Source organism: Streptomyces sp. E-08 (genome assembly GCF_049913095.1).
Classification (GTDB): domain Bacteria; phylum Actinomycetota; class Actinomycetes; order Streptomycetales; family Streptomycetaceae; genus Streptomyces.
This window is the reverse complement of record NZ_CP183971.1, coordinates 7,943,006-7,957,603: the sequence shown is the minus strand read 5'-3', so window position 1 is coordinate 7,957,603 and position 14,598 is coordinate 7,943,006. Positions and strand designations below refer to the sequence as shown.

Below are 14,598 nucleotides of genomic sequence, written 5' to 3'. Positions count from 1 at the left end.
GCGAACGCCTCCGTGTACTGCCCGCGCCGCCGGCACTCCTGTCCCGGACCGACAGCGCCCGGCTCCGCTGGAAGTCGGTGGGCCCTGCCTGGCCGAGGAGCATGCCGAGCTCCGCGATCGACGCCGCCGAGGAGGAGTCGTACCGTCAGGCGGATCGCGGTCGCCGCCGCCTTGACCGGCGCGTCTCGGTCAGGGAGTGGACCGCAGCTGCGGCGCCTGCCACGTCATCCCCGGGGGCTGGAGCAGGGGCGAGGGCTCGGGGCCGGGGTCATCGGTGTCGACGACTCCGGCGGCCGTGTGGTCGAAGTCGACGGGCCAGCGGGTGTGCTCACTGGCCACGGCACCGGTCAGGCGTGCGTCGACAAGATGGGCGGTGCTCAAGTCGGTGCCGCGCAGGTCGGCCATGCGGAGATCGGCGCGTTGGAAGACCGCGCCACGGGCGACGGCCTTGCGCAGGTTCGCCTCGCGCAGGTCGGCCTCCGTGAAGTCGGCGTCACGCACGTCGGTTTCGACCAGCTTCGCGCCCCGTAGGTCGGCCAGAACGCAGCGAGCCCGGCGGAGAATCGCAGTCGTGAGGTCGGCGTGCCGCAGGTTCACCGAGACCAGGGACGCCTGGGTCAGATTGGCGTGGTACAGACCCGCGGCCTCCAGGCAGGCACGGTCGAAGTTGACCTCGGGGAACCAGAGTCCGTCGCAGTCGGCCCGGCGCAGGTCCGTGATGCTGAGATTGACCCAGGACTGCTCCCGGTGCCGGCACAGCACGCCGAGCGCGGTCAGCGCCACCTGGGCGTCGGCGGCGCGAGTCTCCAGGGGGGCGATGTCGTTGATGGGCACGTCTCCCGCCGGTGCTTCCGGCCCGGCGGGCGGCCAGGGCAGGTGCGTACGCAGATACGCGGCCTGGATGGAGATGATGGCCTCCCGGTCGCGGGCGGACTGCTCCGCGATCCGCCACAGCGCGTGCAACCCGCCGATGCGCACGTCCAGCTTGTCGCTGCCGAGCTGGTCGACGGCCCGGCTGAACCGGTCAGTGACGTAGCCCTCCTGGGTGGCGCGCAGACCGTCCTGACTCACCCGCAGTTGCCGCCAGGTGGCATACGCGCCGAAGAGTACGACCAGGCCGCCGACCACCTGCAGAAACGTCGTACGGACATCGTTCACCGCCTTCAGTCGATCCTGTGCGGCGACGCTCGCCCCGGAGAGATCGTGGTCGACCACCACACCCGGCAGTACGACGAACACTGCGCCCAGAACGACCAGCCCCGCCGCCCCGGCCACGAGAGCCACGGCTGTACGACGCCTGACCAGCCCGCCGCGCCATGCCCGCCGCCCGCGGTCCGGTTCCCCCATCTCCATGGGCACAGGAGCTTAGGCTCCGCCCAGTAAACGATCAAGAGTGCTGTGGCACGGGCCCGTGACATGAGAACGACCGTATGAGTGAAGCGAGTTGTGGGATCGACCACTGCCGGCGGGCCGCGACTTCGGCGTCCCGGACCGGCCGGGGTTTCGGCTGCGCACACTGGAGGACCTGTTCGCCTACGCCGAGCGTCGGGCTCAACTGCCTGATCGACCGCGCATGTCCGCGGCCAGCGCCGCGTAGATGTACTCGCTGCCCCAGCGATCCCCGTCGAGATCGTTCTCGACCAGATGCGCCTCCCGACGCATCCCGAGCCGCTCACAGACCCGCACGGACCCGGTGTTCTCCACGTCCAGCCGTGCGTAGAGCCGGTGCACGCCCAGTCTGTCGAAGGCGAACCCGGCCAGCGCCAGGGCCGCCTCGGTCGCATAGCCGTGGCCCTCGTGATGGGGGTCGAGAGTCCAGCCGATCTCGGCCTGGGCCGCGCGGGCATGGGCCAGGGTGAGCGTCACCTCGCCAAGGACGCCGGGCTCATCGCGTCGGCACACGGCAAGCGCCAGCTTGTCCCCGTCGGCGCACCACACCGAGTGCGCCGCGCGCTCGGCCACAACCTGTTCGCTGCGCTCCCGCGTGTGCGCCGGCCGGTACAAGTAGCGCGCCACGCTCGGCAGGCTCTGGTAGGCGTACAGGTCGTCGACGTCGCCGGGAGTGAACAGACGGAGCGACAACCGGGGCGTGGTCATCGGCAGCAGAGAGGCGATGTCCATGCGGACCTCCGGAACGCGGATCTGGATCAAGATGCGGACCGATTGTCACATCGCGACTGACGGGCAGCCACGCCTTTTCCCAGCAGCGCCCGACAGCCGCACCAGGCCGGCGCGGCCCTCGTCCTCGATGGACGGGAGGGCGGGGCGCCAGCTGCCGTAGGCGGTGATCTCGCGGGCGCCGTCCATGGCTCCGGGCAGGGTGGAACTCGCGGACGGCAGCCCTGCCCAGCGCCATCGGGCGGGGCAGCGACGAGAGGAGTGTGTCCAGCCCCTCGGCAGGGAGCTGCCACACCTATGGACTGTCTCCCTGAAAGGCTATGGGTGCCATTCCTGCTGGTAGGCGGGGTGTTCGGCGTATGACTGGCCAAGGACTCGCAGCGCGTATGCCAGACCGGCCGAGCGGGAGTCCGAGGGAGTCATGGCTTTGTAGTCGTTCGCCAGTTGCTCGATCAGGTCGAGCATGGGGAGGTGGCTGTCGAGAAGAGCCTCGCCGCCCAGGGTGCCCGCCACGTAGGCGTAGGCGTGGTTGTCGTCCATGATGCGTGCGACCAGGAACTCCACAAGATCGTCCATGCGGTCATCCTCGCGAACAAGGTGCTTCAGCTGTCAAGCGGCCTACCAGACGAGGACGGCGGCGAGGTGGAGTGCGGCCTGGTAGGCGATGGCGAGCTTGTCCGTTCACATGGCCAGGCCGCGCCACTGCTTCCGCCTCCGCTTCGTCCCGGCGGCGCAGGTCGCTGCACACCTCGGGCCGGTCCACGTGGGCGGCACGGGTGTACGCGGCCCGCACCCGCTCCACTGTCGTGATCATGCTGTTGCCTCCGCTGTCTCGACGGGAGTGAGGACGACGAGCGCGATGCCGGACCCAACCCGTCCGCCGCCATCGACAACCCCTTCACCTCCAGGGTCCGCTCGGCCTGGAGCCATGCGACGAGACCGACCCCACCCGGGGGCGGCATGCACGCGGTGCTCGGTCGCCGATCTCGGGGCCGATGCGGGCGGCGAGGTCGAAGCGGGGACGGAATCCAGGCATCCATGGACATGTCTGATTGCTGACGCAATTTCAATTGCAATCCCTGTGGACAACCACCCCCCAATGGCCCGGCATCCCCTAACTCGCCGCTACAGTACCGATTTAGGACACTATCCCCCATTCATGGGTAACGTGGCGCTTCCAATTCGTCACCCAGAATGAGACGAAGCATGTGACCTAGCTCACAACGGAGCCACGATCAGCGATGGATATTCGCAATGGCGAACGTTCCATCGGCAGGCGCGACACAAGCCTCGACCTCCGTCAGTTCGCCGCCGGCCGTGCCGTCCAGGCACAGGCGTCCCCCCTTGTCGCGAAGGTCGACGGCGAACTTCGTGACCGCGCCGGACCGCCTCAGGTCGTGGATGCGCTCGTCGATGTAGCCGAGGCCGTTCAGCACCTTCCTGACCTGGGCGGGATCGGGCTGCTTGAGCTGCAGGAGCGCCTCGGCCACACGCTGTTCGTGCTGGACGCCGGCGCACCAGTCGCGTGCGTCCAGTTCCGCCTCCGGGCCGGCCGTGGGGGCGACGGGCTCGACCGCGCCGCCCGGCGGCGGCTCCACCGTGGCACCGGGCGGCGGCTCCACCGGAGCGGTCGGCGGCTCGCCCTCCGGGGTGGCCGGCGACTCCCTCTTCGTACCTGGCGGGGGGCACTCCCGCGCCACCTCGTCCAGCATCTTGGTGAAGGCCGCGTCCTTCCCGGCCGAGACGGAGTCGACGGCCTTGGCCCGCGCCCCGGGGGGATCCGGCTGCTCGGAGCCGCAGGACGCCAAGGTCAGAACGGCGAGAGCCGTCACCGTCAGGGTGCGCCGACGGCGGCGCAATACGGGGTCAACTGCCTTGATCTGGGCTCGGGTTCGCTTCATGTACCCAGTCTTGGGCCAGGCCGCACAGGCCACATGAGTACGCGTACTCAACCTCGGGCGGCAGACGAGGAACTTCACTGCTGCAAGGAAGCGGAAGCAACTTCCGCTGAATACAAGCCACTTGTGGTCGCGATCGACGCAGGTCTACGGTCCGCAGCGATCAAGCAACATTCCTACGACACGAGGGGGGAACTCGTGCGCAAGACAGCCCTGCCCGTCATGGCCGCGCTCTCCATGGCACTTCTGCTCCCGCAGACCGCCGGAGCCGTCGTCATCGTGCAGCCGCAGGCCGCGGCCGCCACTGTCGATCCACCGCTGGCCGACGGGGAGATCCAGCAGGTCGGTCCCGGCCAGTACTCCACCGCGGAGAAGTCCTTCGAGCTGTACGAGACCGATGTGGCCGAAGGCCTCATGGGCCGTACCCACACGGTGACCGAGGGAGCGGACGGAGTCGCCAGGCCGGAGTCGGCGCCCGCGACCCGTCCGGACCAGGGCGTCTTCGGACCCGGGTGGGAATCCGGGTTCCTGGGGGGTCAGCTCAACCGCAAGCTGGAGCAGAAGGCCGACTCCGTCGTGGTCACCGACCTCGACGCGAAGGTCTCCGTCTCGTACGCCCTGAAGAGCAGCGTCGACTACCCGAGCGGCGGCGGTGTCAAGAAGTACGAGACCGCCACCGGCGACAAGCTCACCGAGACCACCACGTACAACGAGGCCACCGGCACGCTGGTGACCACCGCGGTCGAGACCCTCGCCCCCGCGACCGGCACCCCGGACACCGACGTGACCGGCGACGAGGACGCCGGCGCGGCCATCGGGGTCGCCAACCTCACGGCCACCTACAACTGGAAGCAGGTCGCTCCGGGCACCGACAAGTGGCGCGTGACCAGCCTGGGCAACCTGGCCGACGGCGCCACCGCCACGGTCTCCTACGACACCAAGGGCCGGGTCAACACGGTCAGCGAGCCCGCCACCGCCGACGCTCCGGCGCAGTCGGTCTCGGTCAAGTACTCGACCGCCACGACGGCCACCGGCACGGCGCTCGGTGAGTACACGGGCCGCGCCAAGGAGATCACCCTCACGTCGGGTGCCACCACGCAGACGCTGGCGCGCTACTCCTACGACGCCTCGGGTCTGCTGCGCAACGTGACCAACCCGGTCGAGGGCACCGACCCGGTCTCGTCGTACGCCTACGACTCCACGGGGCGTGTCTCCGACATCGCCTCGCCGACCAACGGCGAGTGGGACCTGACGTTCCCGGCCGAGTCGGCCGAACCGAACGCCGCGCCCGTCGGCACCGACCTGCCGTCCTCGACCGAGCCCCTGCAGGGCCCGGCCGGCGACGGAACCGCGACCGCGCCTCCGGCCGGGGACTTCACCACCGGTGAGATCAACGACCCGCAGGCCTACCCGCGTTACTGCAACCGCGCCACCGAGTGGATGTGGTACCTCAACCGCGGCTGCGTCGCGTGGGCGGCGCACTACGGCTGGCACTGGCCGTACTTCCGGTACACGCCGACCGGCTTCCGCGTGGCGGGCATCATCTACGACGGCTGCAGCACCCCCGGCCCGAACATCAGCCGCCCGGGCGGCTTCAACTTCCGCGCCGCGTGTGACAGCCACGACTACGGCTACGGCCTCATCGGCAACACGTACAAGGGCTACAAGTACTACCTGGACCGCAGCAAGAAGTCGAACGTCGACAACGCCTTCTACAGCACGATGAAGACGCACAGCTGCAAGGCGTACAACATCCTGGTCCGCTGGAAGTGCAACTCCTACGCGTACGTCTATCTCAAGGCCGTGGCCTGGAAGGGGCACCCGAAGAACGGTGCCAACAAGACCTGATCACGGGTCCGCGCACCTTCTGACGACGCACAGCACGAGCGCCTGACGGAGCACGCTCCTCGGGCGTGAACGGGCCGGGTGGCGGACACCTCTCGCCACCCGGCCCGTTCCGCGAGGACCTTTCACCACATCGCCCCCATCTCCCCGGGCTGCGCCATGTCTGCTTCCCCACGGGGCCGGCCATGACGCGCCCCCTGCTCACCGAGGCACTATGAAGAGAACGATCTGGGCGACGGTCGTCACCGCGATGACGGCCGTGACCCTCGGCGCCGCGATACCGGCCCACGCCGTCACTCCGGCGAGCACTACGACAGCGGCCGGAGCCGCCGCCGACCCGGTCGACCCGCCGCTCTACGACCAGACCGCGGGCGGCGACAAGGTCCGCGTCAACGTCGTCACACAGACCCTCGCGGACGTGGCCACCGCCGCGACGGCCGGCGAGAAGAAGCAGGAATTCGAGACCGTGCCGGTGGTCACCCTCAAGGTGGACCGGGCCGGCCTCGACCGACTCGCCGCGCAGCCGCACGTGGTCAGCGTCACCGAGGACAAGGTGGAGCCGCCGACCCTGGACGAGAGCATCCCCCTCATCGGCGGTGACGCCGCCTTCGCGGCGGGCAAGACCGGTACGGGCCAGGCGATCGCCGTCCTGGACACCGGCGTCGACACCGGCCACCCGTTCCTGAAGAACCGGGTCGTGGCCGAGGCCTGCTTCTCTCCGAGCGATGCCGAGAGCGGCGTCGTCAGCCTGTGCCCGAACGGCGCCGACGCGCAGGAGGGCATCGGTGCCGCCGACACGGCGGCCGGACCCTGCGCGACCATGGCCGACTGCGATCACGGCACCCACGTGGCCGGTATCGCCGCGGGCAACGGCACCGGCATCACGGGCGCTCCCAAGCACGGTGTGGCGCCGGGCGCCAACATCGTCGCCATCCAGGTCTTCAGCCAGTTCACCACCGAGGAGTTCTGCGGTGGCGCCGCCCCCTGCGTGGGCAGCTACCAGAGCGCGCAGCTCAAGGGTCTCGAGCACGTGCTGAAGCTCAAGCAGGCCGGTACGCCGATCGTCTCGGCCAACCTCAGCCTCGGCAACGGCCGTTACACCACCGCCTGCGACAGTGATCTGCGCAAGCCGGTCGTGGACAGCCTGCTGAGCGCCGGCGTCGCCACCGTGATCGCGGCCGGCAACAACGGGCACACCGACGCGGTGAGCATGCCCGGCTGCATCTCCTCCGCCGTCACGGTCGGCTCGACCACCGACGACGACGAGCTGTCCGCCTTCACCAACCGGGGCCCGCTGCTCGACCTGTTCGCCCCCGGCACGGGCATCGTCTCCTCCGTGCCCGGCGGCACCTACGCGTCCAAGAACGGCACCTCCATGGCCGCGCCGCACGTGGCCGGTGCGTACGCGGTGCTCAAGCAGGCCTTCCCCACCAAGAGCATCGCCGACCTGACCGCCCTGCTGAAGAGCAGCGGCCGCGGCATCGTCTACACCGGTGCCACCACCCCGCGGATCGACCTCGGTACCGCAGTCGCCGGCGGGGGCACCACGAAGCCGGCCGGGATGACCGACTTCAACGGTGACGGCGCGGAGGACATCGCGATCTCCGATCCCCAGGCCACCGTCGGCACGGACGCCAAGGCCGGTCTGATCCGCATCGTGTACGGCGGCGGCAAGGGAACCGCGGAGATCAGCCAGGACCTGGACTGGGTGCCCGGCGGCTCCGAGGCGGACGACTACTTCGGCGAGACCCTGGCCACCATCGACTGGAACAAGGACGGCTTCACCGACCTGGTCGCCGGAACCCCGAGCGAGACCGTCGGCACCGCCACCGACGCGGGCTTCGTCGACATCCTGTACGGCGCGGCCGGCGGTCTTGGCACCGGCACCCTGAAGGCCACGCACCTCGAACAGGGCACCGGCACGGGTGCGATCGCGGCTTCGGCGTCCGAGGCGGGCGACCGCATGGGCCACAGGATCGCGGCCGCGGTGAACGACGCCGGCCGGCCGTACCTGGTCATCGGCCTCCCCGGCGAAGCCATCGGCAGCGTCGCGCAGGCGGGTTCCTCGTTCTACGTGTACGGCACCGCCAGCGTCGCGGTGAGCCAGGCGACGGCCGGGGTTCCCGGTGACCCCGAGGCGGGCGACCTCTTCGGCTGGTCCGTGGCCGCCGACCAGAACTACATCGCCATCGGCTCCCCCAACGAGGCCCTCGGCAGCACGGCGAAGGCCGGCGGCGTCGTGATCCTCGACGCCAACCGCTTCGACTCCACCGGCCACCCCCTGCCGCTCGCCGGACTCGACCAGGACAACGCGGCCATCTCCGGCGGGGCCGAGGCGGGCGACCAGTTCGGGTACGCGGTGGCCATGGCCCCGTTCCGGGCCAGCGGCTCCGCAGCCGCCACGGAGTCGATCCTGGCGATCGGTTCCCCCGGTGAGAGCGTGACGATCGGCACCGAGGACCGTGCCAACGCGGGCCGTGTGGTGCAGATCCGCATCAAGCCCGACGGCACCTGGAGCTACCTGCGCGAGCTCAAGCAGGGCACCGCTGAGGACGATGTGTCCGGCACCTCGGAGACCGGTGACCGCATGGGCGAGTACCTCGCCGCCGTCAACACCGCCCCCGGTTCGGTGAGCACCGTGGCGTCCATGCGGCTCGCCGTGGGAACGCCCGGTGAGGACATCGGCGCCGTCGCCAACGCGGGCGCGGTCCACACGTTCTCGCTGGCCGGATCGGCCGGTCCGAACGACCGTTGGATCGAGGCCGGCGACGGCGACGGCGTCCCCGGTCCCCCCGGCGCGAACCAGTACATGGGCAGGAGCATCCACTTCACGACGACAAAGCTGTACGTGGGCATGCCCTCCGGGCCCGTGGCCACGGGCGCGCTCTACGCGCTGCCGATGTCCAACGTGACAGGGGGCGGCACGGTCGCCGCCACCACCACGTACAAGCCCGGCTCCGGTGGTCTCCCGGCCAACGGCGTGGCCTTCGGCTACTCGGCGCGTTAGACGGCAGCGGAAGTGAACAGCCCCCGAAGGCACCGGCCTTCGGGGGTTCCGCCCGTCCGCCGTGTGACGTACCGGCTCTGGTTGGTGGCACCGTTGCGGGTCCACCGGATCACCCTGGCGCCGGCGGCGGTCGAGACCCCGACCGATCCCCCGTCCGCCGGAGGACACCAGGATGCCCGCCCTCGCGCCGCACGACGGGGAGAACCCACGGTTCCGGGCGTTCTGATCACTTCCCCCGCAGTTCCCTCCCCGTCCGACATGCGCCGGACGGCGCCGGGGGTGAGATTGGAGGTGTACGGCCCACCGGACGGCGACGCCTCGGCGGCCGGGCCGGACGAGCGGAGGAGCAGTCGATGACGACCCACCCAACTGCACCCGGACGGCGGGCGGAGGCGCGCTTCAGCGGACGGCCGGTGCGCTCCGCCGCCAGAATGCTCTTCGGCCTGTGCCTCGTGCCCCGGCCGGTGCGCGCCTGACGTCCGGGACCCGTACCCGTGGCACACGGAACAGCGACGGAGGGTCCGCCGCGCCTCGTGCTCGTCGTCGGCGTCGCCGGGTCGGGCAAGACGACGGTGGGGCGTCTCCTCGCCGAACGTCTCGGCTGGGAGTACCGGGACGCGGACGAGTTCCACTCGGAGGCCGAACGCGCCAAGATGGCTGCCGGTCGTCCCCTCACGGACAGCGACCGAGGGCCGTGGCTCGAAGCGATCGGGACGTGGATGGACGAGGCGATCGCCGACCGTCGCCACGCCGTCGTGACCTGCTCCGCGCTCAAGCGCGCGTACCGGGACGCTCTGTCGGCCGGGCGCCCGGAAGTCCAGCTGGTGTACCTGCACGGATCGCGCGAGCTGCTGCGCTCGCGGCTGGCCTCTCGGCGGGGTCACTTCTTCCCGGCGGACCTTCTGGAGAGCCAGCTCACGGACCTCCAGGAGCCGGAACCCGACGAACGCCCGTTGGTGGTGGAGATCGACCAGCCTCCCGAGGCCGTCGTCACGGCCGTTCTCTCGCTGATGGGCCGGGAATCCGCTTCCGGGGCGCAGGCGTCCGGATCGGGCTCGGAACAGGCCCTCCGCGCCGTCACGCGCGACGGGCACCCGGAGCTCCCCGGCCCCACGGGCGAGTCGTGGCGGTTGGTCCGCGGAGCACAGAGTGCGGTGGTCGTCCAGCTGGGCGGCGCCCTGCGCGACTACGTCGTCCACGGCCGACCTCTGCTCGACGGGTTCCCCGCCGGGTCCGCCATCACGGGCGGACGGGGACAACTGCTCGTCCCGTGGCCGAACCGCGTGGGCGGCGGACGCTACGACTTCGGGGGCAGGACCCTGCAACTCCCCCTGACGGAGGTCGAGAGGAACAACGCGATCCACGGACTGCTCCGCTGGACCCTGTGGAAGCTGCTCGCCCGCACCGATGACGCGTTGACGCTCGGTACGACGCTCTGTCCTCAGCCCGGATATCCGTTCCTCGTGGAGGTCCGTGTCGAGTACCGGCTGGGGCCGGAAGGGCTCAGGACCACCGTCCACGCCACCAACACCGGGACGGAGACCGCCCCTTACGGAGTGGGGCAGCACCCCTATCTGACGGTCGGCACCGAGCTCGTCGACAGTGCCCTGCTGACCGTTCCCGCCCGGTATCTGTTGCGTACCGACGAACGGGGTCTGCCGATCGGCCGGGAGCCCGTCGACGGCACCCCGTACGACTTCCGCACCGCCCGCCCCCTCGGCGGTCTGCGGCTGGACACCGCCTTCACCGGACTCGACCGCGCCCCCGACGGCCGGGCCTTGGTGCGACTGGCACATCCCTCGGGGCTGCGGGGTGTCGACCTGTGGCTCGGCGAAGGCACGCGGTACGTGCAGGTGTACACGGGCGACACGCTGGCCGAACCCGAACGGCGGCGCCGCGGTGTCGCCGTGGAGGCCATGTCCTGTCCGCCGGACGCCTTTCGCAGCGGCACGGATCTCACACTCCTGGAAGCGGGTGCCACGCACGTGCTCCGGTGGGGCCTCAGCCCATGGGGGCCGCCGTGACTCCGCCCGCCCCGCCCTCGGCCGTGCCGGGTATGAGCACGCGGGACTTCCGGGCGCTCTACGAGCGGCTGCGGGGCGAGACCGCGCAGCCGGCGGTCGACGGTCGATGGGGCGCACTCCGCCATGTGACGCCCGAGCGGGTCGTGGCCGCCGTCGCTGAGGTCCGCCTCGGACGTACGGTGTCGCTGGCCGCTCCGATCGAGACCGTGCCGGGGCCCGACGACCCCGAGCCCGCGGTGCACCGGATGACCGGGCCGGCTCCGGACGACCTCGGCGCTCAGGGGCTGCACTTCGCCACCGACCGCTTCGCCATGAACGTGCACGGGGACGCGGACAGCCATCTCGACGCGCTCTGCCACGTGGTGTTCGACGGGGAGCTGTACGGCGGGGTGCCCGCGGGCACCGTGACGCCCGAGGGCGCCCGTGCGCTCTCCGTGGGCCTGGTCGCGGACGGCATTGTCGGCCGGGGCGTGCTGCTGGACGTCCCGCGGCTGCGGGGCGTGCCCTGGCTGGAACCGGGCGACCAGGTGACCTGGGACGATCTGTCGGCCGCGGAGGCCGCGCAAGGGGTCCGCGTCGGACCGGGAGACCTGCTGTTCGTACGGGTGGGGCATCGCCTCCGTCGTACGGAACTCGGACCGTGGGACGCGGCGACGGCTCGGGCCGGCCTCCACCCGACCGCCGTGGGGTTCCTGGCCGAGCGGAAGGTCGCCGTCCTGGGCGGAGACGGCAACAACGACACCGCGCCCAGCCCGGTGCGGGGCATCTCCTTCCCGGTGCACGTCCTGGCCATCCATGCCATGGGCATCCCTCTGATGGACTACCTGCAGTTCGAGGACCTGGTCGCGGTCTGCGCGCAGGCGGGGCGATGGAGTTTCCTGTGTGCGGTCGCCCCGCTGCGGCTGCCCGGAGCCACCGGCTCGCCGGTGAATCCGATCGCGGTGCTGTGACCGACGGGGCCGCCCGGCGCCCCTGCTCCGGTCGCCGTCCAGGGGGCGGGCGGATACGTTCGAACGGGTGGGACGCTCGGCCCCGCACAGCGGGACATCAGGCCCGAGCCAGTTCAGGGCCGTGATCACAAGGACGGTGGTCGCCGTGGGTGACGACCCTCATTACGACGTCATCATCATCGGCACCGGCGCCGGCGGTGGCACCCTCGCTCATCGGCTCGCGCCGTCGGGCAAACGCGTACTCCTCGTCGAGCGCGGCGGCTATCTGCCGCGAGAGCGGGACAACTGGGACTCGACGGCCGTGTTCGTCAAGGGCAAGTACCGGGCGGCGGAGTTCTGGCTGGACAAGGACGGCAGCGAGTTCCCGCCCGAGGTCAACTACTACGTCGGCGGAAACACCAAGTTCTACGGCGCCGCCCTCTTCCGGCTGCGCCCCGAGGACTTCGGCGAGCTCCGTCATCACGGCGGCCTCTCCCCCGCCTGGCCGATCCGGTACGAGGATCTGGAGCCGTACTACACGCAGGCCGAGCACCTCTATCTCGTCCACGGACGGCACGGCGAGGATCCGACCGAGGGCGCCGCCAGCGCCCAGTACGCCCATCCGCCCGTGGAGCACGAGCCGCGCATCCAACAGTTGAGCGACGACCTCGAGAAGCGCGGTCTGCACCCCTTCCACCTTCCGATCGGTGTCAATCTCAGCCAGGCGGACGGCGGGCGGGCCACCCACTCCAGCGTCTGCATCCGGTGCAATCGGGTGGACGGCTTCCCGTGCCTGGTACGCGGCAAGTCGGACGCCGAGGTCATCTGCGTGGAGCCGGCTCTGCGTCACCCCGACGTCGAGATGGTCACGGACACGCAGGTGGTGCGCCTGGAGACCGATGCGAGTGGGCGCACGGTCAACACGGTCGTCGGACGGCTGCCCGACGGCTCGGAGGTGCGGTTCACGGCGGATCTCGTGGTCGTCTCGTGCGGGGCGGTCAACTCCGCCGCGCTGCTCCTCGCCTCGGCGAACGAGCACCATCCGAACGGCCTCGCGAACAGCTCCGACGTGGTCGGCCGCTTCTACATGCGGCACAACAACCTGGCCCTGATGGCGGTGTCGAAGGAGCCCAACGACACCACGTTCCAGAAGACCCTGGCCCTGCACGACTGGTACCTCGGGGCGGACGACTGGGACTACCCGCTCGGCGGCATCCAGATGCTGGGCAAGTCGGACGCCGAGCAGATCCACGGCGAGGCCCCGCGGTGGGCCGGTACGGTGACACCGGACATGCCGTTCGAGGTGCTGGCGCACCACGCCGTCGACTTCTGGCTGTGCGGCGAGGACCTGCCCCTGGCCGACAACCGGGTCACCCTCGACGGTGACGCCCGCATCCACCTCGCCCTCGACGAGAAGAACAACGTCGAAGGCCTGAAGCGCCTGCGGCACAAGCTGCAGGGCATGCTCGGCCACCTGGGCATGCACGAGCACCACCTGCTGTCCCACAGCATCTATCTGCACAAGGGCATGCCGATCGGTGCGACGGCGCACCAGGCGGGCACCGTGCGCTTCGGCACCGACCCCGCCGCCTCCGCGCTGGACGTCAACTGCAAGGCCCACGACCTCGACAACCTGTACGTCGTCGACACCGGCTTCTTCCCGAGCATCGGCGCTGTCAACCCGTCCTTGACGGCCATCGCCAATGCCCTCAGGGTCGGCGACCACCTCTTGGCTCGGCTGGGCTGAGGCCGGCAGCCGTTGGGCCGATCAGACGAAGACACTCGGTCCAACGGCCCAACGGCGGTCCTCCTCGCATGCCGCCCGCCCATGTCGGTGATTGCGTGACCTCCATGCCCGCCCGGCAGCAGCCGGACGGGGCGCAGTCGCGCAGCGAGGAGGCAGGGCAACATGGGTTCCACCGTGGAGACACCGCGGGGTGTGATCCCCGCACGTCTGCTGCAGGGCCAGAAGGCCCTGGTCACCGGGGCCAACTCGGGCATCGGCAAGGCCACGGCCATCGGCCTGGGCCGAGCCGGCGCCGACGTGGTCGTGAACTACGTGGCCGACCGTGACGCGGCCGAGGAAGTGGTCAAGGAGATCGCCTCGTTCGGGGTGCGCGCCGCGGCCTACGAGGCCGACGTCTCCCAGGAGGACCAGGTCACGGCCATGATGAACCGGATGGTCGAGGAGTTCGGGACCATCGACGTCCTGGTGGCCAACGCAGGACTGCAGCGCGACGCCCGGCTCACCGACATGACGCTCGCCCAGTGGCAGAAGGTCATCGACGTCAATCTCACCGGTCAGTTCCTGTGCGCCCGGGAGGCGGCCAAGGAGTTCCGGCGCCGCGGCGTGGTCCCCGAGGTGTCCCGCGCCGCCGGGAAGATCATCTGCATGAGTTCGGTGCACCAGATCATCCCGTGGTCGGGCCACGTCAACTACGCGTCTTCCAAGGGCGGTGTGCAGATGATGATGCAGACCCTGGCCCAGGAGCTCGCACCGGAGAAGATCCGGGTGAACGCGGTCGCCCCTGGGGCGATCAAGACGCCGATCAACCGCGCCGCCTGGGAGACGGCCGAGGCCCGGGAGGACCTGCTGAGGCTGATCCCGTACGACCGGATCGGCGACCCCGAGGACATCGCCAACGCCGTGGTCGCCCTCTCCTCCGACCTCATGGACTACGTGGTGGGAGCCACCCTCTACGTCGACGGCGGGATGACCCTCTTCCCGGGCTTCGCCACCGGCGGCTGATCCTGTTCCCCCACGTCACGAACAGCGA

The 14,598-nt window shown here is 70.4% G+C and carries 11 protein-coding genes and 2 pseudogenes; 8 read left to right on the top strand and 5 right to left on the bottom strand.

Going from position 1 to position 14,598, the window contains the following annotated elements; all coding sequences use genetic code 11:
• Positions 1–189: 189 nt before the first annotated feature.
• On the bottom strand, positions 190–1,257 hold the full coding sequence (locus ACN9MM_RS36360; protein ID WP_426368922.1) for a pentapeptide repeat-containing protein: 1,068 nt from the start codon (positions 1,255–1,257) through the stop codon (positions 190–192).
• A gap of 196 nt (positions 1,258–1,453) precedes the next feature.
• On the opposite strand from ACN9MM_RS36360, the pseudogene ACN9MM_RS36355 reads away from it, so the two are divergent.
• Positions 1,454–1,543 (top strand): annotated as a pseudogene (locus tag ACN9MM_RS36355) (transposase family protein); the annotation flags it as partial.
• 8 nt (positions 1,544–1,551) lie between these two features.
• On the opposite strand, the gene ACN9MM_RS36350 reads toward ACN9MM_RS36355, so the two are convergent.
• From ACN9MM_RS36350 to ACN9MM_RS36335, 4 genes and pseudogenes are all read right to left on the bottom strand, one after another.
• The gene (locus ACN9MM_RS36350; RefSeq protein ID WP_426368921.1) at positions 1,552–2,121 is read right to left on the bottom strand and encodes a GNAT family N-acetyltransferase; all 570 of its coding nucleotides are present in this window, start codon (positions 2,119–2,121) and stop codon (positions 1,552–1,554) included.
• Between the two features lie 315 nt (positions 2,122–2,436).
• Positions 2,437–2,694, bottom strand: a complete 258-nt coding sequence (locus ACN9MM_RS36345) for a DUF6221 family protein (protein ID WP_426368033.1) — start codon at positions 2,692–2,694, stop codon at positions 2,437–2,439.
• A gap of 42 nt (positions 2,695–2,736) precedes the next feature.
• Positions 2,737–2,832, bottom strand: a pseudogene (locus ACN9MM_RS36340) (IS5/IS1182 family transposase); the annotation flags it as partial.
• A 521-nt stretch (positions 2,833–3,353) separates the two neighbouring features.
• The gene (locus ACN9MM_RS36335) at positions 3,354–4,019 is read right to left on the bottom strand and encodes a hypothetical protein (protein ID WP_426368032.1); all 666 of its coding nucleotides are present in this window, start codon (positions 4,017–4,019) and stop codon (positions 3,354–3,356) included.
• 195 nt (positions 4,020–4,214) lie between these two features.
• On the opposite strand from ACN9MM_RS36335, the gene ACN9MM_RS36330 reads away from it, so the two are divergent.
• From ACN9MM_RS36330 to ACN9MM_RS36300, 7 genes are all read left to right on the top strand, one after another.
• Entirely contained in the window at positions 4,215–5,864 is a 1,650-nt protein-coding gene (locus ACN9MM_RS36330) for a phospholipase A2 (protein WP_426368031.1), read from the top strand.
• 211 nt (positions 5,865–6,075) lie between these two features.
• Positions 6,076–8,868: a S8 family serine peptidase gene (locus ACN9MM_RS36325; RefSeq protein ID WP_426368030.1), complete on the top strand. Its 2,793-nt coding sequence runs from the start codon at positions 6,076–6,078 to the stop codon at positions 8,866–8,868.
• Positions 8,869–9,221: 353 nt separating this feature from the next.
• Entirely contained in the window at positions 9,222–9,344 is a 123-nt protein-coding gene (locus ACN9MM_RS36320; RefSeq protein WP_426368028.1) for a hypothetical protein, read from the top strand.
• Positions 9,345–9,362: 18 nt separating this feature from the next.
• Entirely contained in the window at positions 9,363–10,892 is a 1,530-nt protein-coding gene (locus ACN9MM_RS36315) for a gluconokinase, GntK/IdnK-type (protein WP_426368027.1), read from the top strand.
• Between the two features lie 32 nt (positions 10,893–10,924).
• The gene (locus ACN9MM_RS36310) at positions 10,925–11,842 is read left to right on the top strand and encodes a cyclase family protein (RefSeq protein ID WP_426368025.1); all 918 of its coding nucleotides are present in this window, start codon (positions 10,925–10,927) and stop codon (positions 11,840–11,842) included.
• Positions 11,843–11,987: 145 nt separating this feature from the next.
• Entirely contained in the window at positions 11,988–13,568 is a 1,581-nt protein-coding gene (locus tag ACN9MM_RS36305) for a GMC oxidoreductase (RefSeq protein WP_426368024.1), read from the top strand.
• A 162-nt stretch (positions 13,569–13,730) separates the two neighbouring features.
• The gene (locus ACN9MM_RS36300) at positions 13,731–14,570 is read left to right on the top strand and encodes an SDR family oxidoreductase (RefSeq protein ID WP_426368022.1); all 840 of its coding nucleotides are present in this window, start codon (positions 13,731–13,733) and stop codon (positions 14,568–14,570) included.
• The last annotated feature ends 28 nt before the right edge of the window (positions 14,571–14,598 follow it).